This is a genomic window from Symbiopectobacterium sp. Eva_TO (assembly GCF_053848865.1).
In genome coordinates this window covers 45,850-69,530 of record NZ_JBSPEY010000004.1, presented here as the reverse complement: position 1 = coordinate 69,530, position 23,681 = coordinate 45,850, and the positions used below count along the sequence as shown (strand labels likewise).

Sequence of the window (23,681 nt, the reverse complement as noted above, 5' to 3'; positions counted from 1 at the left end):
GTTAAGTGCCTGCTTTGGTGACCCTCTCAGGCGGCGAGGGTTTCCCTGCTTTCCACAGTCGAAGGAAATCGGATAGACTGGTGATTCCACAGTCTAAAGGGATACTCGTATGGATATCGGATTACTTATCACTTCGATCAAAAGTGCCATCGGCGCGCTTTCCACGTTTCAAAGCAACGAGGTCTTGCGCGAGCGTATTACTCTCATTTATGAGCAGATTGAAGTAATTGAAAAAGCCAACGAAGCCGCCGTAAAAGAACTTGCCGAGGTAAAAGCTAAAAACGTAGAACTTGAGAAGGAAATAGCGACTTATCGGGCAAAGGATGAGTTTGTCCAGCACATGGGAGCGGCCTTTAGAAAAAATTCCTCTGGTGGCTATATCAGCGCGGTTTATTGCCCCAACTGTCTTAAACAAGTCGGGAGTGGATTTCCGGATTTCCCTTTTCAGTGCAGTGCCTGTGGATGGGTTTCTGATTTTTCGGGGGATGCTCTTTCTCATGTTATGGGATCCTTGCCTTAATTTTAGTGCTACTATGCCTAACGGGCGGTAACATTCTCACATTTCTGAGAGCCTGCTGCGCATGGGGCGACTTGCGGCAGGCAAATAAGACCCTCCTCAAACTTCACGAACACCCCACGATGTATACGTCTGTCTTGCTCTGGCGGTAATGCCATACTCCGTTTTCGGCTTGCTGTACCAGATGCGATGGTTAATACGCTTAACCATGTCGTACATTTTGGCGAAACGGTTAATTTGCTTCCTGAAACTGGCCAGTATGCCGAAATTAATCCGTGGCGCACGTTTGCGCTTGAAGGCTAATTCAATTCGGTTAAGCGCTTTGCGTTTTTCTGGCTTCTGCCCCAATGCCTTATCAATACGGGATGTCACCAGTTCACGACGGATGGCTTCTGCCTTGCGTCTGGCATGACGGCGAATAGCGGCGTTTGTTTTGCTAACAGGATTAACGGATTTACGGTAAATGATAGTAGCCATGAGTCCTCCAACAGATAGTTTTGGTGGTGTGGTGAGCCAGTGGTGGCCCTGGTGTTGGCTATAATTTTTATTAAGCCCACCACACCCCAAAAACATCTGGGCAAAGGTTCGGCACGTTGTCGGTGCCTTCCGTAGAGCGCGAGGCTCGTTTTGAAAGAGCGTTTAATCTGCCACAACCGCCGTCATGTTCGTGTGCCTCGGGCTGGCTACTTACGCTCAGGCAATCGGCGGGTAACTCGAGGTCTTGCCTGCCGGGGTATTGCCGTTGCGGGTTGCTGGTCCACCGTCTGGCTTGCGGCTGTCTGGTGGGTTGATGAATCAAAATATAAAATAACTTAGTTTTATTGGCAAGGTAAATTTAGGAATATTTATTTTTAAGCGGTCATGGCTTACTGTATGAAAGGGATAGGAGAGGGTTACAGTGCAAACTGGACGCCAATAACAGTACCTACAATCTTGCATGCATCTGTTACAAGAATCTTATCGTATCGAGGGTTTAGGGGCATTAAATAATTATTGAAGCCATCCATGACTAACTTCTTTACTGTCATCATACTTCGCGGTGGTTGATTTGAGCTATCTGAGATAATAGCAGCAACAATTTTGCCATTTTCGGGTTCAACTAATGGATCAACAATAATCATTGATCCCTGCGGGATGCTAGGTTTTCCATATGGGTTTACCATCGTGTCATCATCAATTTTTACACAAAACGCCCTTTGTGATGCAGTAACAAATGTTGCTGTATTATTTGCATTTTTAGGCATTTCATTTCCTCCGGTTGCAATGAAAGCCATGGCCTCATCCCAAGATAGCAGAGGAACCATATGCATAGAGTCGTGTATCATTGTCACTGAGCCGGGGTCGGTGCCGTAAAGTAAATAACTCTCTGTAGTATTAAGTGCTTTTGCTAGTTTGCTAAGTGCCTTCCCTCCAGGTTCGTTTAAATCTTTCTCCCAGTATCCAACCGTGACGCCTGTAACGCCGATACTTTTCCCTAGAGTAACCTGAGTGTATTTTTTTAATTTTCTCAAAGATTTAATGCGCTGACCTAGCGTTTCCACAAGTAGCTCCTAAAAATTATTTTACTAAGATATTTTAGTTTTTATTGACCTAAAAAAACCTAGTCATTATAATCTAAGTTAATTTATTAAGCGGGAGGTGGTATGACCGTTGAGCAATTAAAGTCATATTTTGGGAAAAATAAAAATATTGCTAAATTTTATGGTGTTACACCAGAAGCGATATCAATGTGGTGTAGACGAAAAGGACGACTAATACCTAAAGCTAGAGCCATAGAAGCTGAATATCGAACAAAAGGCGTACTCAAGTACAACCCCGCACTATATGAAAACAACAAAAAGAATGTAATTGATTATTTTCAGAATTCTGATTCTGTCGCCTAACCAGCAGTACCGCTCTTCACAACGGACACTCGTCCTACGGAAGCCACCGACAACGTGGCGAACTCAACATCCCACAGTAACACACTCACTGTGACTGGCTCACGGCTTCGTCACGTCTGTTGATCACCAAAACACTGGTGCCGTGTATCTACATGTGCATCCGATAACCTATTCTTTCAACAAGGAAATCATCCCAAATGGAACGTGCAAAAACACGCAAAAACTCTGCGATTGAGTTCATTAGCCGTCACCTCGTTACAACAGCATATCAGGCCATTGTCCGGGTACGCCAGACCAACATCGCAAAAATGCTCGGTGTCGCCGATTCAACCGTCCTGCGCCGCTCAGAGAAGCTCACCGAGACGATGGATATCTTAGCCGCCAGTGGTGTGCAGGATTTTGTCTTCGAGGGAGAGAAGAAGATGCCGCTGGATGAATACCGCTATCTGCTTCGTTCAGCGATGGAGTTTGCGAAGTATCAACTGGAAGCGGCTGAATCTGTATCAGGCGACGAATGCCTTGCTGCATAGGAGGGGAACATGATGCAAGCACAAAAGAAAAAGCCGAACAATGCGCTAACACTTGGTCGGCTTAATAAACAACAAAACAGTTGATTTCAGGAGGAATTATGGCACGAAACAGCCGGAATTTCAAGCAAAAAGAGGAACGTGTGCATCCCGATTCACCTGATGGATTAGTTGTCGCTGCCGTTAATAACAAGCCGTTCGCTGAGCGGCTTATCTATGTTTTCAGACTGGCTAAATCGAGGGTGAAAAAAGATGGCCGCACCTAAACTAAAACTGGTTCAATCCTCACAAAATTTTACGGAGCATCGCGTGGCGGATCTCGAAGATGGTTACGCTAAGCTGGCAAACATGCTTCTTGAAGAATACGCCGGGGCAGACCTAACAAAGCGTCAGTTCAAGGTGCTTCTGGCAGTTCTGAGGCTCACTTATGGATGGAATAAAACCATGGACAGGATAAGCGACTCGCAGATATCAGCAATCGCCAGATTGCCTGTTAAGCGCTGCAATGAGGCAAAGTTAGAGCTTGTCAGAATGGGGCTTCTCAAGCAGCAGGGTAACCGGTTTGGGCCAAATAAAAACGTAGACGAATGGTGTATCCCTCAAAATGAGGGAATATCCCTCAAAATAGGGGATAAAAAATCCCTCAAATTAGGGGATAGCAATCCCTCAAAACAGGGGGACACCAAAGACATTATTCAAAAGACAATAAATACACATACCCAAACCCACGAAGTGGGCTTGTCGGATGATGAAAAATTAACCCCACGGCAGAAAGGCACCAATCCCAGAGCCAAAGGCACGAATCCACGCTCTGCTATGCCAACGTTTGATCGCGAACGTTTCAAGCACACCTGGAACAGCAAAGCCGAAAAACACGGGCTGCCAAAAATTCGCAGTGTGACCACCACTGTCGAGAACGGGGTGAAACGCTTATGGGTCTCCTACCTGAAGCAATGCCGCGAACTGGGCAGGCAGCCAAGGGATATCGACGGTCTCCTCAACGGCTACATCGATTTCGGCTACACACCCACTGCATGGGCCTGTGGTGCCAATCCCGAAGGAAAAAAATACGGCATTGAGACCGCCTTGCGTCAGGAAAAGATCGACCAAATCCTTGCGGAGGATGCCTGATGGACAGTTACGAATTTGAAGAGCAATTGGTTGGCTCGATGATGATTAAGGGCGACCACATCGACTGCCGGGATATCGCTGGGAAGCTACCTGCAGAAGCCTTTGAGAATTTCCACCTGCGCAAGATGTACGAGGTGATCACCGCGTTGCTGGCGAAAGCGGAACCGGTAGATCAGTTTGCTGTTCAGTCTAGCGTTCCCGCGGAGACGAAAGAGCTTGTCATGTCCGTTGCTAAGCGATGTTGGTCTGCCGCAAACATCATCGCCTGGGCTAAGCGCGTACGTCAGTGCTGGATGTTGCGCAAGAGTAAGCTTGAATTGCTCCGCGCTGTATCGCTGCTGGATGGCGCTGGGACGCACGATATCAACGAGCGGATCGCTGAGGTATCAGGAATTCTTGGCAAGCTGCAGTTCGAAACCAACGACAGGCTACCGCGTCGCATTGGTGATTTGCTGGATGACTACCTGCAGGTGTTGGAAAAACGAATGGGCGGTGCTGAGTCTGGAATGTATCTGAAAACCGGCATTGAACCACTCGATGAGGCATACGGTGGGTTTGACCGTACCGACCTGATCGTCATTGCTGGGCGTCCTGGCATGGGGAAAACAGAGCTAGCGATAAACATATCTAACTCAATCGGAAGGCAAAAAGGGAAGGGGTTAATTTTCTCGCTTGAAATGTCTGATATGCAGGTTGTTGAGCGTCACGTTGCAGATAGGTCTGGTCTGGCTATCGGAGTTCTTAGAAACCCCATCAACATGATTCAGGAGCAATACACCAGATTGACAGCGGCTACTGGAACGTTGCTGGATGAAAATAATTACGTGATAGACGGCTCATTTACCGTTGATGAGTGCATAGCCCATGCTGAACGAATGAACATGGATGGCGGCCTTAGCTTCATGGCAATTGATTATCTGGAACTCATGAAACTGCCGAAGGCTGATCGTTATGACCTATCCATTGCTGAGGTAACGCGCAAGCTTAAGCAGTTCTGCCTAAGAAACAAGGTCCCGGTAATACTTCTTGCCCAGCTTAATCGAAATGTAGAGGGCCGAGCGGAAAAACGCCCGAACATGGGGGATCTGGCTGGCTCCAGCTCAATAGAGAAAGATGCTGATGTTCTGATATTCCCATACCGCGATGAGGCTTATCACAGCAACAGCGACATGAAGGGCATCGCAGAAATCATTATCGGTAAATATCGCTCAGGCCAACCAAAGACGTTTTATATGGGCTGGCGCAACGGGCATTTCATCAACATAGACCAATCAGCCGCGGCGAAGCAGTACGCAGAAAACCAGCGTTCTCAGGATAAATCATCTGCAGATTGGCGCTAGGCAAACAAACAGGAGGAGTGATGGATAGGCGAGGCAGCGTCATGGGGTTCGTGATATTCCTGATATGCACGGGTTACATTTTCATCCGTTCACTTATTGATATTGATCGTGGGGCGGCTTATCTCATCGTAATGTTCTTCCCGCTGTTTCTTGGGTGGCATGCCGCGAGGACGCTGGAGGAGTGGAATCACAGGCATGAAAAATGACCATGTGCGACACACTGACGGCAGCGGCAGAATGATGAAAAGGGATACACAGAAAGCCGCTGAAAGAAGTCATGGGGTTTTAAAGCGAGGGAAACAGGAATGACAGCATATCTAACAGAATGCATCGTGGGGCTGCTGGCAATGGCGGCCCTTTTTGTTTGGGTGGGGACATCCTCAATTTGGTTGACAAAATAGAAAAAATGCGAAAATACATGGTTTACAAATCCTAAAAAAAGCGAAACTTAAGATGAGTGAGCGGGGCCTGCATAGCCAGCCCACAATCATGATTGCTGTTCGTGGGATCGTTTTTTTGCCTCAACCATCGCTGGGAGGGTAAACGCATAAAGCAGGAAGACTTCAGTGAATCCGAGCATTTCTTCGGCCTCTTCCTGGGTGAACTCTTCATCGGAGTGAACAGCGCCGTTTGAATCAATTCGGACGATGTGAGCCCAGTCTTTCATCTGTTCTGTGATTAACCCCTTGCCATGAAGCATGGATATTCTTTGTGAGAGTTTCTCTTTATTTGAATCTTCTCCGAGAATATTTCTGGTGGCAATGTCAATAACCTTTCTGCAAAGCATCACTGCTGTTTCAAAATTACCTCTTTGCAAATTGGTCTTTGATTCAACATAAAATTTTGCGGCTCTGTCTGGGGTATTGTCTGGAGCACTATTGATTTCAACTTTAGGATAAATTTCATAAAGTAAGTACGTGCTAGAAGGAGCGGGCACCAGAATGTTCTTTTGTCCAGTTCGCACTGAGTATAAAGGGCCATGAGCCGTAGAGCTTTTGACGGCGGCTATTCCTGATTTATTGCAACTATTGCATACAAAGTGCACATCATAAATATCAGTAGTCCCCCTTTGTTGTTCATTTAAACCAATAAGAACTGCATTTTCTCTTAAACAGTGAGGACAGGTTGTATTGAAGGAAAGCATAGCCATGAATAAGTTAACTCCCTATTTGAATGATATATCCACGATATTGAGTAGCGCGGATAGGCCAGAGGTCACGCTGTTACAACGCTATGAGATAACCCCGAGCGAGCAAAAGATAAACTTCATTCTATCACTTATTGGAAAGTTGATAGAGCAGGACAGAATGCTTCGCGCCAGAAGCGGAGGGTGACATGGATAAAACACGCTTCCTACTGCGTGATGAAAGAATACGAAAAAACCTGAAAGCGTTTATTGATTCCCTGCCCACCGACCTACACCGCCCCCTCGAAATCACCATCAACGATGCTAAACGAACGTTACCGCAGAACGACCTGTTCCATGCGTTATGCACCGATGTTTCGCGTCAGGTGGTGTGGGCCGATAAACCGCGCCCGCTGCTGGACTGGAAGGCGCTGTTTGTCTCGGGACATGCCATCGCTACCGGCAGGCCGGGGGAGGTGGTTACGGGGCTGGAGGGGGAGTTTTGCAGCATCCGTGAGAGCACGGCTCAGATGGGCATAAAGCGCATGAACAGTTTGATTGAGTACGCCCAGGCCTGGTCGCTCGGCAACGGCGTCAGGATGCGCGAGGTACGTTATTCAGGGGATTACTTTGGGAGAGTTGGATGAAAAAAATACCTTTCAAGTACGATGGGTTAACCAGTGAAGAGGCGGAGCGCCTCGTCAGGCACTACAAAGAAAACGGCTATTGCGCTGTCAGGTCACTGAGCAGCGACCCCAAATATTGGGATGTCGTCGTCACCCTTCCCGAACAGCACTACCTCAAACCAACACCACGCTCAATGGTTAACAAAATTTGGGGGTAGATATGGCGAATCTTAGAAAAGAGGCCAGAGGTCGGGAGTGTCAGGTGATGCTCTCAGGTATCTGTAACGGCAACGCGGAAACTGTAGTGCTGGCCCATTACCGAATGTCCGGCATTTGCGGCACCGGCATGAAGCCTGACGACCTTTTTGGCGCATGGGCCTGTTCAGGGTGTCACGATGAAATAGACCGCCGCACGCGTATCACCGATGCCGACTATGCCCGGCTGCATCATCTGGAAGGCGTCATTCGCACACAGGCGATTTTACTGGCGCAGGGGAAGATTAAGCGATGACCGAATATCACCTGAAACTGCCGTGGCCCCCATCGCTTAATACCTACTGGCGACACGCACGACATCGGCACTACATCAGCGAGAAAGGCAAAGCATACCGGCAAAGTATCATCCAGATAATTCAACATCAAAACCTCGATATCAACACGCCCGCAAGACTAAAAATTTCCATCATCGCCAACGCGCCAGACAAACGACGCCGTGACCTCGACAACCTGCAAAAAGCGGTTTTCGATGCGCTCACGCATGCGGGCTTCATGCTGGACGACGAACAGATAGACGATTTCAGGGTGAGGCGCGGGCAGCAAAAACGTGGAGGCAGTCTGGATATCGTCATCACTGAGTTGGAGGTGGCATGAGAAAAAGAGGGCGACTGACGGCGGAAGATATTCCGCTTATCCGGGAGCTACTGGCCTCCGGTATGCCGGTAGCGGAGGTGGCAAGGAAATTCGAGACCAGCAAGCAGCATATCTACAGCATCAGGAACGGCAAAAACTGGGGGGCGGTGACATGAGAGATATTCGATACCTGTTGACGGCATGGGGAAACTGGAGCGGCTCACGCATTGGCACCGAGTACAAGGCAGCATGGCCCCTCGCCACGGCCAGCAGCGATATCCGGCCCATGCTGTCTGATGCCGACGGTGAGACAGTTGACCGGGCGGTAGGGCGACTCAAGCACTTCGACCCGCTGGGGTACGATATCGTGGTGGCGTATTACAAGGGCAAGGCGTCTTGCAGGGCGATAGGCCAAGAGTTAGGGAAGCCCACTTACTATATAACGGGTTTTCTTGCTCGCGCCGAGGCTTACATAGCGGGTAGTGTGGCTGAACTTTTGGAGGCGGCTTGACAACTCACGCAGCTGTCGAGATACTGAATGTACTAGAATCTAAACAGCGGTTAACCGCACCCGATAGCCATGCGGCTTTTTTATGCCCGTAAAAGGGCGTAATCACATCCGAAGGCCGGGTGGAGAGGCGTAATACAATACCCGCAAGGGGAATATGCCCGGAGCGTCTGTTTAGGCTCTAGTTGACACCCGGCTACCAGCTACTAACTGGTAATCCGAACTGAAACTAAACAGAGAAGGAGCCAGCTATGGCTAACCGCGTATCTACAAAATCCTTGAGTGTTATCACTCATAAAAATATTCCTGTTATTACCACTGAGCTTTTAGCTGAACTTTACGGCACAGAGCCAGCTAGAATCCGCAAAAATCACAACCGTAATGCTGATCGGTTCGTTGATGGCAAGCATTTGTACAAAGTAACCGGAAGTGACCTTGATAATTTGAGAGTGTCTTTAAGACACTTGCAAATCTCACCCAAAACTCGCAGTCTCATCCTCTGGACAGAACGCGGAGCCGCAAGACACGCCAAGATGCTTGAAACCGACCAGGCATGGGAAGTATTCGAGCAACTGGAAGATTGCTACTTCAATACTGAACGTGCTAACAATCCGCCACGTTACCAGCCTGAAGCCCGAGAGCCACTAACCACCGATGATACATCCCATCTTGCGAGGCTTATCTGGGGCATGGCAAACGGCTTCCGATTCGAGCGCTCATGGAGCAATGCTATCTGGCATGCACTGCGCTATGCGGCGGGCGTCTCTTCCCCACAGCACTTTGGCGTGAGTCATATCCCGATCCTCGCGGAAGAGTGCCAACGCATTTACAGTTTCACCAATGCACTGAAAGAGGTCATGTACGACGCTGAAAAGCAAGCTGCTCGGCGAGTTCTCAAGAATCGTGAGGATGCAGACACCGTGGTGTCAGAAATGAAACAGCTGCTTGATGAAACTAACCAATCGTATAATCTGCTACTGACGAATACATTAGCACGATGGCAGCAGGCGGATATTCAAAAATTCCTACAGCGTCATTGACGGAATGAGGCTAAATAACTGATCAAATGATCAGCTAAAGTGCTTGACTGTTATAACGTTATAACACATAATCACCCCATACTGCGGCAAAAGCGCGCAGGACATGAAGCCCCAACTTTGGTTGGGGCTTTTTATTTATATAAATTACAATCAGTTGTAAAATATAATAATGATCTCTTAATCATTATTAATAGGTTATGCCATGATTGTTGATGTAAACAGAAGTGTTCCAGTACAACCTTTCCAAAATACTTCAGCTACATGCCCTGGAGAAATGTCACCCCTTGCTTGTAATTTGAATCAGATTTCAAATAATACTGAAAAACATTTACCGGCGAAAATTAATAAACGCCGAATGGCGGTAAGTATTAGACCAGCCTTTACTCCTAAAATGATTTATCAACAACAGATAGGTAACATTAGGTTACATTCATGCAATATAAATTATATAACTGAGTAATCTATTGTAGTTCTGCAAGGCTGCGCTAACGCGCGGCCTTTTTATTTCCTAAATCACACAGCGCCCACTTAGCAGGGTGAGGCTATGACACGAATGAGTACTATCTACAGCAGGCTTTCATACGGAAGCGGGACGGGGCTAATAGGGCTGGGCGCTTCTGCCAGAGCCTACGCCGCATCAACTACAGAGAGCGTATGGTTGCTTGCAAACAAAATGGCCGGGTTAACGCTGGGTGATTGGGCGATCATCGTCGGCATGGTCTGCACAGTCGGCACCTTTGCTATCAACTGGTACTACCGCAGGAAGGAATACCAGTTGAGGGAAAAAGGCGGTGCGTGATGAGCAAACGTAAAACTGCCGCGGGTGTAATTTGCTCCGTGGGGGTGATCATCGGCATTGTGATGAATAACGGACAGGTGCGAACTAACAAAGCAGGTCTGGAGCTTATCGGTAATGCCGAATCATGCCGCCGTGACCCCTATGTATGCTCAGCCGGTATTTTGACTGATGGCATTGGCAATACGCATGGCGTTGTTGATGGCACCCGCAAGACAAACCAGCAGATTGCCGCAGACTGGCAGAAAAATATCCTTGAGGCTGAAAATTGCGTTGATAAATACGCAGGTGGTAAGAAATTACCAGATAACGCATTTAGCGCAGCGGTAAGCATTGCTTTTAATGCTGGCTGTGCAAAGGTGCAGACCTCAACCATATTTCAGTTGTTCCGTGCCGGAAAAATTCAGGCAGCGTGTGAGCAGTTCCCGCGTTGGGTATACGGCGGCGGTAAAGTTCTTCCTAGCCTCGTTGCTCGGCGCGAGAAGGAGCGTGAACTATGTCTATCAGGGCTACAGTGATCGCCGTTCTCGTTGCTCTCATTACCGCACTGTCATTCGGTGTCTACTACTACCACGACGCATACAGTAACGCAGCAAACGATTTGGCGCTGGCGAAAGACACCATCGCCGACTTGCAGACCAGACAGCGTGATGTTGCCGAGCTTGATGCCAAATACACCGGAGAACTCGCAGATGCTAAAAGCAAGCTGGCTGATTTGCAGCGCTGTGTTGCTGCTGGCAAGTGCGGGCTGCGCGTCAATGTCATCAAGCAAACCACCTCCACCCCCAGCCTGGATGATGCTACCAGCGCCCGACTTAGTGACACCGCTCAACGGAATTATTTCACTCTCCGAGAGCGAATCGAAACCATCACAAAGCAACTGACCGGATTGCAGCAATACGTCCGTGAGCAGTGCTTGAAATAACCACCACGTTAATCCGGGGTTTTTTTTTCGCCTGTGTATCCTCGTGCGCACAAAACCAAGAGTCTTTCGGGATATGAGCCTGAGACAGAGTGGCGGTTTCATCGCTAACCACTCTTGGGCCACTCATGTCTACGAGGCAGGCTCTATCACCAAAAGGAAATAGTGATGCAATTAGTGGAAATAAAGAAACTTGATCTCGTAGCGAATACTATGGCGATTGCTGAAGGTGTTAAGAAAGATCATGACACCATCATCAAGCTTGTTGACCGTAATAAAGCCGATCTGGAAGAGTTTGGGCCACTCGGATTTGAAATCCGTATGGTTGAAAGAAGCCAAGGTGGTGGCAAGCCTCTTCGTGTTGCATTTCTCAACGAGCAGCAAACTACACTCTTAATTACCTATATGCGCAACAATGAGGTTGTGCGTGCTTTTAAAAAGCGTCTGGTTGCTGAATTCTTTGGTATGCGCAAGACATTAGCGGGCAAAAAGATAGATCGCAATACCGCCCGCCTTGAGTACCGCCCAATGACTGACGCTATCAAGCATGAGCGTGAGGCTCAGGGGAAAACCATTGCGCCGCACCACTTCAGCAACGAGGCCGATTTAATAAACCGCATTGCACTTGGTATGACATCCGCAAAATTTCGAGTCCACCATGAAATAGGCAAGAAAGAATCTATCCGTGACTATCTGACGCCAGAGCAGATCCATTGCATTACCGAACTGCAACGCGCCAACACAGTATTCATTGGCATGGGGTGGGACGTTGAACAACGCAAGGCCACGCTGATGGGAATATTCAACAAAAACCATTGCCAGCCACTGATTGAAGAACAACACCGACTGGCGGCTTAGTATGACAAAAAGCGAAAGAGAAACGTTGAGGCTCGGTTAATCCGGGCCTTTTTCATCGGTGCAGTGCATGCACCCATCACACGTCGGACCTTGTTTAGGAATGAGCCTTTGAGGAAGCAGCTGGCTAGTGCTGCCTTCGACGGGCTGATTTCCTATGCGCCAAAGGTTCATTACCTAAGTAAGGATAAGCACTATGCAAGCAATCACCGTTCCGTTTCATGGAAATGCTCTGTATGTCATCAACCATAACGGCGAACCCTATACCCCGATGAAACCTATCGTCGAAGGAATGGGGATGGATTTGGAAATCACAAAGAACCAAGATAAAACAGCGCTTTGCTAAAGGAGGGGTGGAAATCACCATCCCTACGTCTGGTGGCCCACAGAAGATGCTTTGTCTGGCTCTGCGCAAATTAAACGGCTGGCTTCAGACCATCAGTCCCAACAAGGTTAAGCCCGAAATCCGCGACAAAGTGGTTCAGTATCAGGAGGAGTGTGATGACGTGCTCTATGAATACTGGACTAAAGGTCAGATTACCAATCCACGCAAGCGCAGCGTCATTCAGGAACTCAATGCAGCTTGCGCCGAATTAAAAACGGACAAAGCCGTTGCCAGCGTGTTTGGCACGGTATTGAACGAGTGGAAAGGTATTAAGGCGGCACATGCGAAGAAAATAAAAGTGCTGATTGAAGAAGCTCAATTTTTGCTGACGTTTTAACTGGTGGTGAGTGACACAAAAGCATTGTCAATGAGTCTGCTAATTCAGCGGCAATGCTAGCGACTGGCAGCCTGAAAGACTCCCGTCCTCGCAAACGCGGGGCTTTTTTTCGCCTGCGCTTCACACGCGCATATCAACACAACCCTGAGACTATTCACAAAAGCGACCTTGGAGAACGCCAGTAATGGGTGTGCTCAGGGGCTGGCTGTTCGTGTGATCTGAGGTCTCTTTTTTGAAGGTAAACACCAATGAAAGCATTAACGTTTAAAAATCACTCTGTGGTGCCGTTCGACAACGGTGACGGGAAAATCTGGTTTACCAGTGCACATATGGCTGAATTGCTCGAATACTCTGATGAGAAATCAGTAAATCGCTTGTATAACCGCAATAAAAATGAATTTACAGACGAAATGAGCCGGGTGGTCAGTGTGACCTCTCGTAATAAAAACAAAGAGATACAATACAATCGTGTGCGTGTGTTTTCTCCGCGGGGAGGCCATCTGCTGGGTATGCTGGCGGATACTAAGATAGCCAAAGCATTACGCCGCTGGTTACTTGATCTGGTTGACAAAGAATCTCAGCCAAATTTGGCACTAATGAATATTAACCAGCTTAAAGAACTGACGCTGGGTGAGATGCAAAACCGCTTATTGCAGGTAAATGAATGGTCGTTGGACACATTTGGTCGTCCAGGCAGCAAAAGCATGACAATCCGTAAGCTGCACCTGAAAAAGATTCGGGAAGCGGAAAAATTGATATGTGAATTATCTCAGGTAGCTATTCCGGATCTGGGTGACTTTCCCGATGCTGACGAGGATCCGGAAGCAGCATGAAAGACTACACGCCATTCATTGAAAAGCATGTTGTCGCCGAACTGGTGAAACAGGGCTATGAGCCATCGGTCGCCCTGAAGGGGGCAGACAGGGCGGTAGACCATTACCGTCACAGTGCTTCCGCCAGCGCCAGGGGCAAGATGTTTGACGATTGCTTTCGCATAGCAAAGGCATGGGCGATGAAATACCAGTCCAAAAAGAAATGACGAAATCCAGAGCATTCTCCCGAGAGTGTTCGATATTTCAGCATGAAGTTTATGTGCACCTACAGGAAGAATCCCCACTCAATAGCAGGAAACTCCAAAATGACCGCAATCACCGAATTAACAGACGTTCAGCAAATGAATCTTGAACTGCTGCGACTGGTTCAATCTGACACCGCAGCGGCAGAAAAGGCCATTGAATTTGTTGCTGGCGTTAAGCTGAATTACGAGCTGTTCAAAGACCAGTACACACTCGCAGCCGCCGAACAAACCCCGCTTGCTCGCACTGAAAAAGCTATCCGCGAGGCAAAAGAAGCGCTGACACTATTTGGATGAGGAAATGATTATGGCAGCGCCAAAGGGTAACCGATTCTGGGAGGCTCGTAGCAGTCATGGGCGCAACCCTAAGTTCGATTCGCCCGAGGTGCTATGGTCAGCCTGCTGTGAATACTTCGAGTGGGTAGAAGAGCACCCATTGTGGGAAATGAAGGCCTTCTCGTATCAAGGGGAAGTGACGCAAGAACCCATCGCAAAGATGCGAGCAATGACATTAACGGGTCTATGCCTGTTCTTAGATATTGCCGAAAGCACGTGGCAACTATATCGCGCTCGTGAAGATTTTATGATGGTCACTACGCGAGCGGAGAAAGTCATCTACGACCAGAAATTCTCTGGCGCTGCTGCTGACCTGCTCAACGCAAACATCATTGCCCGAGACCTGGGCCTCAAAGAACAGTCACAGGTTGAAGACGTGACATCTGATAAGGGAGATCGCGGCAAGCGGCTTTCTCGAATTCAGGAGCTTTTACGTGGCAAACGCAGCGACGATTGATATCGATGAGCTAACAGAAGACGAGCAGATAGAATTGCTCGAATTACTGGAAGAAGAAGAGAACTACCGCAAAACCCACCTGCTTTACGAGTTCACTCCATACAGCAAGCAAAGAGAATTTATCGACGCAGGGCATGATTACCCCGAGCGATGCTTTATGGCTGGCAACCAGTTGGGTAAATCTTATACCGGTGGTGCTGAGGTGGCCTTTCATCTCACCGGGCGCTATCCCGGCACTAAAGGATATCCCGATGATGGTAAATACGGCGAGGACTGGAAAGGTAAGCGCTTCTATGAGCCGGTTGTGTTCTGGGTCGGTGGTGAGACTAACGAGACAGTAACGAAGACCACACAGCGCATTCTGTGTGGTCGTATCGAAGAGAATGATGAACCCGGCTACGGATCAATCCCGAAAGAGGACATCATTAGTTGGAAGAAGTCACCCTTCTTCCCGAACCTTGTCGATCACCTGCTTGTTAGGCACCACACTGCCGATGGTGTTGAAGATGGCATGTCTATCTGCTACTTCAAGCCGTACTCACAAGGTCGCGCCCGTTGGCAAGGTGACACCATCCATGGGGTGTGGTTCGACGAAGAGCCGCCGTATAGCATTTATGGTGAAGGCCTGACGCGTACCAACAAGCACGGGCAATTCTCCATCCTGACATTTACCCCGTTAATGGGAATGTCGGACGTTGTAATCAAGTTCCTCAAAAATCCCAGCAAGGCGCAGAAGGTGGTCAACATGACCATTTATGACGCTGAACATTATTCTGATGAGCTGCGAGAGCAAATCATTGCTGGCTACCCAGAGCATGAGCGTGAAGCTCGTGCGCGTGGCATCCCGACGATGGGTAGCGGTCGCATCTTCCAGATACCGGAAGAGACGATTAAGTGCCAGCCGTTCGAATGTCCTGATCATTTCTATGTTATCGACGCGATGGATTTCGGATGGGATCACCCGCAAGCACAGATTCAACTCTGGTGGGACAAGGACGCGGACACAATATATGTCGCTCGCGTGTGGAAAGACAAAGAGAAAACAGCGGTTCAAGCATGGGGCGCTGTCAAATCATGGGCAAGTAAAATTCCCACGGCGTGGCCTCACGATGGCAATCAGCATGAGAAGGGCGGCGGTGAGCAACTTAAAGCTCAATATGCTGATGCGGGTTTCATGATGCTGCCTGAGCATGCAACGTGGCCCGATGGTGGTAACGCCGTTGAGCCAGGAATCACTGAACTGCGTGACATGATGCTCGATGGTAGGTTCAAAGTGTTCAATACCTGCGAGCCATTCTTTGAAGAGTTCCGCCTCTATCACCGCGATGAAAATGGAAAGATAGTCAAAATCAACGATGACATTCTGTCTGCCGTTCGCTACGGCTACATGATGCGTCGCTTTGCCAAGCTGATGCGCGACATCAAGAAGCCGAAAGAAAAGAAAATCCCAGCACCGATTAAACCCGTTTCCCGAGGAAGATAATGGCTGATAACGAAAGCAGGCTGGAGAGCATTCTGTGTCGCTTTGACGCAGACTGGACAGCCGGAGATGAAGCCAGAACAGAGGCGAAGAATGATCTCTTCTTCTCTCGCGTCTCTCAGTGGGACGACTGGCTAACGCAGTACACAACCTTGCAGTATCGCGGTCAGTTTGATGTGGTGCGCCCAGTCGTGCGCAAGTTGGTCGCAGAGATGCGTCAGAACCCTATCGACGTGCTGTATCGACCGAAGGACGGAGCTAAACCAGACGCTGCTGACACGCTGATGGGGATGTATCGCACTGATATGCGACATAACTCAGCAAAGATAGCGGTAAACGTCGCTGTGCGTGAGCAAGTAGAGGCTGGTGTAGGGGCGTGGCGCATCGTCACTGAGTACGAAGACCAAGACCCGACCAGTAACAACCAGATTATCCGGCGCGAACCAATTCACTCAGCCTGCTCATGTGTCGTCTGGGACAGCAATAGCAAGCAGATGGACAAGAGCGACGCCCGTCACTGCACTGTCATCCATTCGATGAGCCGTAACGGCTGGGATGATTTCGCAGAAGAGCACGACCTGGATGCAAGCAATCAGCCTAGCTTTCAGAGTCCCAATGATTGGGTATTTCCTTGGCTGACGCAGGACACCATTCACATCGCTGAATTCTATGAGGTGGTGGAGAAGAAAGAGACAGCATTCATCTATCAGGATCCGCTAACAGGCGAGCCCGTCAGTTACTTCAAGCAAGATATCAAGGATGTTATCGACGAGCTTGCAGAGCGCGGCATGGTGAAGATTGCAGAGCGCAAGATTAAGCGCAAGCGCGTGTATAAAACACTGCTCTCATGCACTGACATCTACAAAGACAAGCAACTGATCGCCGGTGAGCACATCCCTATTGTGCCGTGCTATGGCGAGTGGGGATTTGTTGAGAGCAAAGAGGTGTACGAGGGCGTTGTTCGCTTGACTAAAGATGGGCAGCGCCTGCGCAACATGATCATGTCATTCAACGCCGACATTGTTGCACGCACGCCGAAGAAGAAACCTATCTTCTGGCCTGAGCAAATCCTCGGTTACGAGCACATGTATGACGGAAACGACGATTACCCGTACTACCTGTTGAATCGCGCGGATGAAAACAACGGTGAATTGCCAACTCAACCCATCGCATACATGGAGAATCCAGAGGTTCCGCAGGCTAACGCCTACATGCTGGAAGCGGCAACCAATGCAGTGAAAGAGGTCGCCACTCTCGGCGTGGATGCGGAGGCAGTGAACGGCGGACAGGTGGCATTCGATACTGTTAACCAGTTGAACATGCGCTCTGACCTCGAAACCTACGTGTTTCAGGACAACCTGGCTACAGCCATGCGGCGAGATGGTGAGATTTACCAATCCATCGTTAACGATATCTATGACGTCCCCCGCAACGTGACTATCACCCTTGAGGATGGAAGCGAGAAAGATATTCAGTTGCTCGCTGAAATGGTTGATCTGAGTACCGGGCAGCATGTTGTCATGAATGACATTCGCGGCCGCTATGAGTGCTATACCGATGTTGGCCCATCATTCCAGAGCATGAAGCAGCAGAACCGCGCAGAGATTCAGGAACTCCTTACCAAAGTTGTGCCTGGCACCCCTGAGTGGCAAATGCTCCTACTTCAATACTTCACGCTGCTTGACGGTAAAGGCGTCGAGATGATGCGCGAGTATGCCAACAAACAACTGGTAATTATGGGGCTGAAAAAACCGGAGACACCGGAAGAGATTCAGATGGTGCAGCAGGCGCAGCAGCAACCACAAGAACCATCAGCAGAGCAGACGCAGGCACAAGGTGTATACCTGCAAGGTCAGGCTGAATTGCTCAAAGCGCAGAACCAACAGATGCAAATCCAGGTTGATGCGGCGAAGGTCGAAGGCCAGAACCAGCTTAACGCTGCCAAGGTTGCTGAAATCTTCAATAACATGGATCTGGACAAGCAAGCAGCATTCCGTGAGTTTTTATCGCTCATGGGTAAATTCCAACAACAGAACAGCGATGACGCCCGAGCCAACGCTGAGCTACTTCTCAAAGGCACCGGACAGCAGCATCAACAGCGGCTGGACATTGCCAACATCCTGCAATCGCAGAGACAGAATTCACCTTCCGGCAGTGTAGCCGAGAAATCACCTCAATAAGAGAGAGTTAACATGACCGATACCACCGACATTCAGGAAACTGAAGGCCAAGCCCTGCACGTCGATAATGCGGCGGCAACCGCAGTCGATACCGCGTCAAATGCCAACGACGCACAGTCGCAGGATGCAGGCTTTGAGATTGTCCTGAAAGACGATGAGACAAAACCGAAACAAGACCCGGAAACCAACGCCAAGTTTGCAGCTAAACGCCTTGAGCGTAAGCGGCAGCGTGAGATTGAACAGCAGATGCAGGCGGTTCAACGTGGCGAGGTGCCGGAGGATTTGCGGGTTAATCCTGAGTTACCGCCTCAGCCAGACATTAATGATTATCTGTCTGATGCTGCAATGGAGAAGTACGACTTTGATCAGGGTCGAGCGCTGGCGGCATTCCAAGCCGCTCAGTCTGACTGGCAAATCAAGGCTATGGACGCTCGTAGCAACGCAGTAGCGGAGCAAGGGCGAAAAACTCAAGCATTCACCCAGCAATCAGCGCAATACGTTGAAGCGGCGCGTAAGCACTACGATTCGGCAGAGAAACTAAATCTTCCCGACTATCAGGAGAAAGAAGATGCGTTCCGGCAGTTAGTCCCGGCAGGCGTGGACACTACCATTATGGATCTCTTTCCTGAAAAGTCGGCGGCCATCATGTATCACCTGGGCGCAAACCCAGAGAAATTACGCCGAATCTTAGCGCTTGACGGTCAACGCGCACTCATCGAACTCACTCGACTATCTGAGCAATTAACTCTCAAGCCTCGCGGGACTCAGGTTTCCTCCGCGCCCCCGGCTGACCAATCCATTGCAGGTGATGTGACGGCGGCTAATACCGACGCCATTCGCAGACAGATGGAGGCGGCAGCAAGCAAAGGTGACACGGACGCCTATCGCGCACTCAAGGCAAAACTTAATAAAGGAATCAGATAATGGCTTTGAACGAAGGTCAAGTAATTACCTACATGGTCGATGAAATCATCGAAACCGTGGAAAATATCACACCGATGGCTCAGCGCGTCGGTAAATACACTCCCCACGCTGGCGATATGCAACGTTCGCAAAACACCGTATGGATGCCACTGGAACAGGAAGCGCCAACTCAACAGGGTTGGGACTTGACCGGACAGGCAACGGGCATTCTGGAATTGTCCGTCAAATGCAACATGGGTGTGCCGGATAACGACTTTTTTACTCTGCGTGCTGATGATTTGCGTGATGAACGGTCAATACGCCGCCGTGCTGCTGCATCTGGTCAGAAACTGGCTAATAACGTTGAGAACGCTATCGCAAAACAAGCGGTTGAAATGGGCTCTCTGGTAGTTGCTAGCACGTCTGCGATTGGTTCCGCTAAAACAGGATGGGATTTCATTTCCGAGGCAGAGGCGCTTATCTTCTCTCGCGAATTGAATCGCAGTGCTGGCCTGTCATTCTTCTTCAACCCTACCGATTATCGCGGTGCGGGTCAGGAATTGGCGGGTAAAGACTTATACGGCCGCATTCCAGAGGAGGTATATAAATCTGGCACGATTCAGAAACAGGTCGCCGGGTTTAATGAGGTGCTTCGTTCACCCAAAATGCCAACGCTGTTAGCCTCTACGGCAACGGGTATCACGGTATCCGGCGCACAGAAATTCAAGCCGCAAGCATGGGTTGCTGACGCTGACGGTAACCGTGAAAACGTGGACAACCGCACGGCAACAGTGACGTTAAGTTCTGGAACTGGACTGAAACGCGGCGACAAAATTTCGTTTGCTGGCGTCAAGTACCTTTCTCAGATGGCTAAAAACCTGCTGACACAGGATGCAACTTTTTCTGTTGTAGCTGTTAACGGCACTCAAGTCACCATCACACCAAAGCCTATTGCTCTGGATGACACAGCATTGCTGCCGGAAGAACGCGCATACGCCAACGTAAACACCTCATTGGCCGACACTATGGCGGTGAACATTCTGAACACCACCACTGCGCAATCCAACGTGTTCTGGGCTGATGACGCTATACGCCTTGTATCACAGCCGATCCCCATCAATCACGAATTGTTCTCTGGCATGAAAACCCAGAGCTTCTCAATCCCGAATGTGGGGCTGAACGGCGTTGTAGCCTATCAGGGTGATATCAGCACCCTGTCCGGTAAATGCCGCATCGCGTTGTGGTACTCGGCATGTGCGGTTCGCCCCGAGGCAATCGGTGTTGGGTTGGCTAATCAGGCATAACAAACAGGGGCTTCGGCCCCTTTATTTTGAGGTGCGCATGTCACAGATGATTTATAAGCCGGGCGGAAAAACGAAAGTTTGGAACACTACGGCTCACGTTCTCGTCATTGATGAGGCTGACTTGGAAGAATATCTGGCTGATGGCTGGTTAGACCATCCGAGTAAGCTGTTTGATGCTCCTGAGCCTGAGACAGAAAAACCGAAGCGTGGCCGCAAACCGAAGGCGGTGAATGATGAACCTGAAAACGAAGGGTGATCTTGTTAATGCCGCGCTACGCAAGCTCGGCATTGCATCTAATGCCACGCTGACGGACGTCGAGCCACAGTCAACTGAGGACACGGTAAACGACCTCGAAATGATGATGTCCGAGTGGCTTGGCGGATCGGATTCACCGGGTATTGATGTTGGGTATCAGTTTGCAGATGCAGAGATTGACCCACTGCCCGGTGATGATCACGGATTGCAGAATAACGCTCTCAGCGCTGTTATTTCAAACCTAGCGTGTCGGATTTCTCCTGATTATGCCATCGAACCTACAGCAAAATTAGTCCTGAATGCCCGAAACGGCAAAGAGCTTCTTGTGAAGCTATCTGCAATGTCTCGCGCCAGAAAAGCAAGGTGCAGATCAGGATACCCAAATCGTATGCCAATCGGTTCGGGCAACATTCTTGCTACACAGGTTGGCTGGCGTTATTTCCACAGAAAGGAACCGTGCGATGTCGATTCAACAACTCCCTCTAATGAAGGGGACGGGTAAAAACTTCCGCGATGCCGATTATGTTGATCTCCTGCCGGTAAACATGCTGGCCGTTCAGAAGCCCGTTCTGAATGCCGACGGATATCTGCGTTCATTCCCGGGATTGCGCAGGCTTCGTGATTCAGATGGCCCTTCCCGGGGGGTGATGTTCAACCCGCACAACCGGGTAGTTTATCGGGTAATGGGCGGAAAAGTGTATAAAGAAAATACAATAGTCGGTACCGCACGGGGCCATGGGCGGGTATCGATGTCAGGGAGCGGGAGCAGCCAGGGCGTTGCCATTGATGGTGAGTTGGTGCTTTTCCGGTATGACGGACAAGTAAAATGGCTGGCAAACTGGGATGTGGCCACCGGGTTCGAGCAATATGATATCGGGTCTGTGAGGGATATATGTCATGTGGGTGGGCGTTATATCTGGGTGAAAGACGGCACTGCCACGTTTGGCATTACGGATCTGGAGGATGAATCAAAACCGGACCGGTACCGGGCCTTCTACAGTGCAACCGCGCAGTCGGATGTGATTGAAGCGATAGCAGAATGGCGCGGCTCGGTGGTCTGTTTTGGTTCATCGTCAATTGAATTTTTTTATCTTACCGGCGCGGTGGACGCCAGCTCTCCTATCTATGCGCCCAATGCATCACTGACCATCCCTGTTGGCATAGCGGGTGTTCACTGCAAGACGCGTTTCATGAACAGCTATGCGTTTATCAGCGGGGCCTCATCCGGACCTCCGTCCGTATGGCTTATGGATATCGGGAAAGCCCAGCCTCTGTCCACTGCCAGCGTGGATGCTGTATTGCTGGGTTATACCGCCGATGAACTGGCAACGGCGTTCATGGAATCACTGACGTTTAAGTCGCATGTGCTTTTAATCATCCACCTTCCCCGTCATACCTTGGTTTACGATGCATCTGTCAGTGCAGGTGGTCCAGCCTGGTCGGTACTGAAGTCCGGTGTGGCTGACGATATTTATTACGGGTGCGATTTTATGTTTGATGGTGAACGTATAACGGCGGGTGACAAGCTGCGGGGGCTTGTCGGTGTGGTGGATTTTTCTCTGTCCTCGCTTTACGACGAGATGACCGAGCATATTCTGTTCACCCCGTTGATATCGGCCGACAATGCCCGGCTGTTTGATTTGAGTCTGGAATCCTCTTGCGGACTTTCTTCAGTGACGGGGACCCTGTTTGTTTCCGCCACGCCGGACGGGATTAATTTTGGCCGTGAGTGTCTGGTGGTGCTTGATAAACCTGCCGTGTATGACAGGCGTGTCCTGGTGCGCAAAGTCGGGCGCGTTCGCCGGAACATCGGTTTCAGACTCCGCATCGTGAGTTCTGCCCCGGTGACGCTGTCCGGCCTGACCGTGAGGGTTGAGTCATGAGCGATGAACTGAACACGCCGCTCCAGGGTTCACCCGGAATTGACCCACTCTCCATTCCTGATGCGCTGGGTCCCGTATTCAAGTTGCAGCTGATCACGCTGATAAGCCATATCGGGATGATTGCTCAGCGGGCAAGCAGCGCCGGGCAGACAGCCTTCAGCGGTCAGGAAGAAATTAAATCCATAAAACAGAGAGTTGCAGTGATAGAGCGCGATTATCTTTCGACAGCGCGGGACACACCGCAGGCTCTACTCTCATCGCTGGGTATCGTCACGAAACTGCTGATTGACAACAAGCAGGTGGTGGGTCCCCGTGAAACAGGATGGGCAGCGGCCACTGGCACAGCATTTATCGGCGCATTCAACGCTGACCAGTCATACGCAGCAGGTGCAACCTATTCGCAGGCAGAAATTCAGGCGCTGGCCGCTGGCCTTGTTAAAGCTCAGCAACGCATAAAAGCGCTGGAGGATATGGCTCGCACACATGGTCTTATTGACTGAGGCGTGAATATGATTAGCTTCAAACCAACACGCAATATCGACTTGATTGAGGCGGTAGGAAATCACCCGGACATTATCGCAGGAAGCAATAACGGAGACGGTTACGACTACAAACCAGAATGCAGATATTTCGAGGTTAATGCACACGGACAGTTTGGCGGGATTGTCTACTACCAAGAGATTCAGCCGCTGACTTTTGATTGCCACGCAATGTATCTGCCTGAGATTCGAGGATTTAGCAAAGATATCGGTCTGGCGTTCTGGCGATTCATCCTGTCAGAAACCAATGTCCAATGCGTCACATCATTTGCTGCCTGCAAGTTCCGTCACGGGCAAATCTACTGCGCGATGATCGGATTAAATCGCGTGGGAACCATCAAGAAATACTTCAAAGGCGTTGATGACGTCACCTTTTACGCAGCCACTCGCGAAGAACTAACCGACTTCCTCAATCACGGGAGATAA

At 49.6% G+C, this 23,681-nt stretch carries 32 protein-coding genes and 2 pseudogenes; 31 read left to right on the top strand and 3 right to left on the bottom strand.

Annotated features, from left to right (window positions below):
- Positions 1-109: 109 nt before the first annotated feature.
- Positions 110-520: a hypothetical protein gene (locus tag ACWWJF_RS02235; RefSeq protein ID WP_455868570.1), complete on the top strand. Its 411-nt coding sequence runs from the start codon at positions 110-112 to the stop codon at positions 518-520.
- 96 nt (positions 521-616) lie between these two features.
- On the opposite strand, the gene ACWWJF_RS02230 is transcribed toward ACWWJF_RS02235, so the two are convergent.
- Both ACWWJF_RS02230 and ACWWJF_RS02225 read right to left on the bottom strand, forming a co-directional pair.
- Positions 617-994 carry an antitermination protein gene (locus ACWWJF_RS02230; RefSeq protein WP_455868569.1) on the bottom strand — a complete coding sequence of 126 codons (378 nt, stop codon included), beginning with the start codon at positions 992-994 and terminating at the stop codon, positions 617-619.
- A gap of 416 nt (positions 995-1,410) precedes the next feature.
- Positions 1,411-2,058, bottom strand: coding sequence for a LexA family protein (locus ACWWJF_RS02225; protein WP_455868568.1), 648 nt, complete (start codon positions 2,056-2,058; stop codon positions 1,411-1,413).
- Between the two features lie 102 nt (positions 2,059-2,160).
- On the opposite strand from ACWWJF_RS02225, the gene ACWWJF_RS02220 reads away from it, so the two are divergent.
- From ACWWJF_RS02220 to ACWWJF_RS02200, 5 genes are all read left to right on the top strand, one after another.
- Complete coding sequence (locus tag ACWWJF_RS02220; protein ID WP_455868567.1) at positions 2,161-2,400, top strand: Cro/CI family transcriptional regulator; 240 nt, start codon at positions 2,161-2,163, stop codon at positions 2,398-2,400.
- 197 nt (positions 2,401-2,597) lie between these two features.
- The gene (locus ACWWJF_RS02215; RefSeq protein WP_455868566.1) at positions 2,598-2,930 is read left to right on the top strand and encodes a hypothetical protein; all 333 of its coding nucleotides are present in this window, start codon (positions 2,598-2,600) and stop codon (positions 2,928-2,930) included.
- 98 nt (positions 2,931-3,028) lie between these two features.
- Positions 3,029-3,193 (top strand): hypothetical protein, encoded by a 165-nt coding sequence (locus ACWWJF_RS02210; protein WP_455868565.1) that lies wholly within the window; start codon positions 3,029-3,031, stop codon positions 3,191-3,193.
- Positions 3,180-4,058 carry a replication protein gene (locus tag ACWWJF_RS02205; RefSeq protein WP_455868564.1) on the top strand — a complete coding sequence of 293 codons (879 nt, stop codon included), beginning with the start codon at positions 3,180-3,182 and terminating at the stop codon, positions 4,056-4,058. Before ACWWJF_RS02210 ends, ACWWJF_RS02205 begins: the two co-directional genes overlap by 14 nt.
- A complete protein-coding gene (locus ACWWJF_RS02200) occupies positions 4,058-5,398 on the top strand; it encodes a replicative DNA helicase (protein ID WP_455868563.1) in 1,341 nt (446 codons plus the stop codon). The genes ACWWJF_RS02205 and ACWWJF_RS02200 overlap by 1 nt, the downstream gene beginning before the upstream one ends.
- A gap of 487 nt (positions 5,399-5,885) precedes the next feature.
- On the opposite strand, the gene ACWWJF_RS02195 is transcribed toward ACWWJF_RS02200, so the two are convergent.
- Positions 5,886-6,548: a DUF4145 domain-containing protein gene (locus ACWWJF_RS02195; protein ID WP_455868562.1), complete on the bottom strand. Its 663-nt coding sequence runs from the start codon at positions 6,546-6,548 to the stop codon at positions 5,886-5,888.
- A 185-nt stretch (positions 6,549-6,733) separates the two neighbouring features.
- Here ACWWJF_RS02195 and ACWWJF_RS02190 point away from each other — a divergent pair, with 185 nt between their 5' ends.
- The 25 genes and pseudogenes from ACWWJF_RS02190 (at position 6,734) to ACWWJF_RS02070 (ending at position 23,681) form a co-directional block, all read left to right on the top strand.
- On the top strand, positions 6,734-7,171 hold the full coding sequence (locus tag ACWWJF_RS02190; protein ID WP_455868561.1) for a recombination protein NinB: 438 nt from the start codon (positions 6,734-6,736) through the stop codon (positions 7,169-7,171).
- 199 nt (positions 7,172-7,370) lie between these two features.
- The gene (locus tag ACWWJF_RS02185) at positions 7,371-7,661 is read left to right on the top strand and encodes a DUF1364 domain-containing protein (RefSeq protein WP_455868560.1); all 291 of its coding nucleotides are present in this window, start codon (positions 7,371-7,373) and stop codon (positions 7,659-7,661) included.
- Positions 7,658-8,020, top strand: a complete 363-nt coding sequence (locus tag ACWWJF_RS02180) for a RusA family crossover junction endodeoxyribonuclease (RefSeq protein WP_455868559.1) — start codon at positions 7,658-7,660, stop codon at positions 8,018-8,020. The genes ACWWJF_RS02185 and ACWWJF_RS02180 overlap by 4 nt, the downstream gene beginning before the upstream one ends.
- Entirely contained in the window at positions 8,017-8,175 is a 159-nt protein-coding gene (locus tag ACWWJF_RS02175) for a helix-turn-helix domain-containing protein (protein ID WP_455868558.1), read from the top strand. The genes ACWWJF_RS02180 and ACWWJF_RS02175 overlap by 4 nt, the downstream gene beginning before the upstream one ends.
- Positions 8,172-8,510 carry an antiterminator Q family protein gene (locus ACWWJF_RS02170; protein WP_455868557.1) on the top strand — a complete coding sequence of 113 codons (339 nt, stop codon included), beginning with the start codon at positions 8,172-8,174 and terminating at the stop codon, positions 8,508-8,510. Before ACWWJF_RS02175 ends, ACWWJF_RS02170 begins: the two co-directional genes overlap by 4 nt.
- A 248-nt stretch (positions 8,511-8,758) precedes the next feature.
- Positions 8,759-9,133, top strand: a pseudogene (locus tag ACWWJF_RS02165) (ORF6N domain-containing protein); the annotation flags it as partial.
- Between the two features lie 616 nt (positions 9,134-9,749).
- On the top strand, positions 9,750-10,007 hold the full coding sequence (locus ACWWJF_RS02160) for a hypothetical protein (protein ID WP_455868556.1): 258 nt from the start codon (positions 9,750-9,752) through the stop codon (positions 10,005-10,007).
- Between the two features lie 84 nt (positions 10,008-10,091).
- A complete protein-coding gene (locus tag ACWWJF_RS02155; protein WP_455868555.1) occupies positions 10,092-10,346 on the top strand; it encodes a phage holin in 255 nt (84 codons plus the stop codon).
- On the top strand, positions 10,346-10,861 hold the full coding sequence (locus tag ACWWJF_RS02150) for a lysozyme (RefSeq protein WP_455868554.1): 516 nt from the start codon (positions 10,346-10,348) through the stop codon (positions 10,859-10,861). Before ACWWJF_RS02155 ends, ACWWJF_RS02150 begins: the two co-directional genes overlap by 1 nt.
- On the top strand, positions 10,840-11,268 hold the full coding sequence (locus ACWWJF_RS02145) for a lysis protein (protein WP_455868553.1): 429 nt from the start codon (positions 10,840-10,842) through the stop codon (positions 11,266-11,268). The genes ACWWJF_RS02150 and ACWWJF_RS02145 overlap by 22 nt, the downstream gene beginning before the upstream one ends.
- Positions 11,269-11,433: 165 nt before the next feature.
- On the top strand, positions 11,434-12,123 hold the full coding sequence (locus tag ACWWJF_RS02140; RefSeq protein WP_455868552.1) for a Rha family transcriptional regulator: 690 nt from the start codon (positions 11,434-11,436) through the stop codon (positions 12,121-12,123).
- A gap of 193 nt (positions 12,124-12,316) precedes the next feature.
- Positions 12,317-12,842: pseudogene (locus ACWWJF_RS02135) on the top strand (phage antirepressor N-terminal domain-containing protein).
- Positions 12,843-13,090: 248 nt separating this feature from the next.
- A complete protein-coding gene (locus ACWWJF_RS02130) occupies positions 13,091-13,675 on the top strand; it encodes a BRO family protein (RefSeq protein ID WP_455868551.1) in 585 nt (194 codons plus the stop codon).
- Entirely contained in the window at positions 13,672-13,881 is a 210-nt protein-coding gene (locus ACWWJF_RS02125; protein WP_455868550.1) for a hypothetical protein, read from the top strand. The genes ACWWJF_RS02130 and ACWWJF_RS02125 overlap by 4 nt, the downstream gene beginning before the upstream one ends.
- 99 nt (positions 13,882-13,980) lie before the next feature.
- Complete coding sequence (locus ACWWJF_RS02120; RefSeq protein ID WP_291972560.1) at positions 13,981-14,214, top strand: DUF2560 family protein; 234 nt, start codon at positions 13,981-13,983, stop codon at positions 14,212-14,214.
- 10 nt (positions 14,215-14,224) lie between these two features.
- Positions 14,225-14,710: a DNA-packaging protein gene (locus ACWWJF_RS02115; protein ID WP_455870894.1), complete on the top strand. Its 486-nt coding sequence runs from the start codon at positions 14,225-14,227 to the stop codon at positions 14,708-14,710.
- Positions 14,688-16,193, top strand: coding sequence for a terminase large subunit domain-containing protein (locus ACWWJF_RS02110; protein ID WP_455868549.1), 1,506 nt, complete (start codon positions 14,688-14,690; stop codon positions 16,191-16,193). The genes ACWWJF_RS02115 and ACWWJF_RS02110 overlap by 23 nt, the downstream gene beginning before the upstream one ends.
- The gene (locus tag ACWWJF_RS02105) at positions 16,193-18,370 is read left to right on the top strand and encodes a portal protein (protein ID WP_455868548.1); all 2,178 of its coding nucleotides are present in this window, start codon (positions 16,193-16,195) and stop codon (positions 18,368-18,370) included. The genes ACWWJF_RS02110 and ACWWJF_RS02105 overlap by 1 nt, the downstream gene beginning before the upstream one ends.
- Positions 18,371-18,382: 12 nt before the next feature.
- Positions 18,383-19,294 (top strand): scaffolding protein, encoded by a 912-nt coding sequence (locus ACWWJF_RS02100; protein WP_455868547.1) that lies wholly within the window; start codon positions 18,383-18,385, stop codon positions 19,292-19,294.
- Positions 19,294-20,577 (top strand): P22 phage major capsid protein family protein, encoded by a 1,284-nt coding sequence (locus tag ACWWJF_RS02095; RefSeq protein WP_455868546.1) that lies wholly within the window; start codon positions 19,294-19,296, stop codon positions 20,575-20,577. The genes ACWWJF_RS02100 and ACWWJF_RS02095 overlap by 1 nt, the downstream gene beginning before the upstream one ends.
- Positions 20,578-20,614: 37 nt before the next feature.
- The gene (locus ACWWJF_RS02090; protein WP_455868545.1) at positions 20,615-20,833 is read left to right on the top strand and encodes a hypothetical protein; all 219 of its coding nucleotides are present in this window, start codon (positions 20,615-20,617) and stop codon (positions 20,831-20,833) included.
- Positions 20,811-21,335 (top strand): packaged DNA stabilization gp4 family protein, encoded by a 525-nt coding sequence (locus ACWWJF_RS02085; RefSeq protein ID WP_455870893.1) that lies wholly within the window; start codon positions 20,811-20,813, stop codon positions 21,333-21,335. Before ACWWJF_RS02090 ends, ACWWJF_RS02085 begins: the two co-directional genes overlap by 23 nt.
- Complete coding sequence (locus tag ACWWJF_RS02080; RefSeq protein WP_455868544.1) at positions 21,295-22,716, top strand: packaged DNA stabilization protein; 1,422 nt, start codon at positions 21,295-21,297, stop codon at positions 22,714-22,716. Before ACWWJF_RS02085 ends, ACWWJF_RS02080 begins: the two co-directional genes overlap by 41 nt.
- Positions 22,713-23,216, top strand: coding sequence for a DNA stabilization protein (locus tag ACWWJF_RS02075; protein WP_455868543.1), 504 nt, complete (start codon positions 22,713-22,715; stop codon positions 23,214-23,216). The genes ACWWJF_RS02080 and ACWWJF_RS02075 overlap by 4 nt, the downstream gene beginning before the upstream one ends.
- Before the next feature lie 9 nt (positions 23,217-23,225).
- Positions 23,226-23,681 carry a DUF2824 family protein gene (locus tag ACWWJF_RS02070; RefSeq protein WP_455868542.1) on the top strand — a complete coding sequence of 152 codons (456 nt, stop codon included), beginning with the start codon at positions 23,226-23,228 and terminating at the stop codon, positions 23,679-23,681.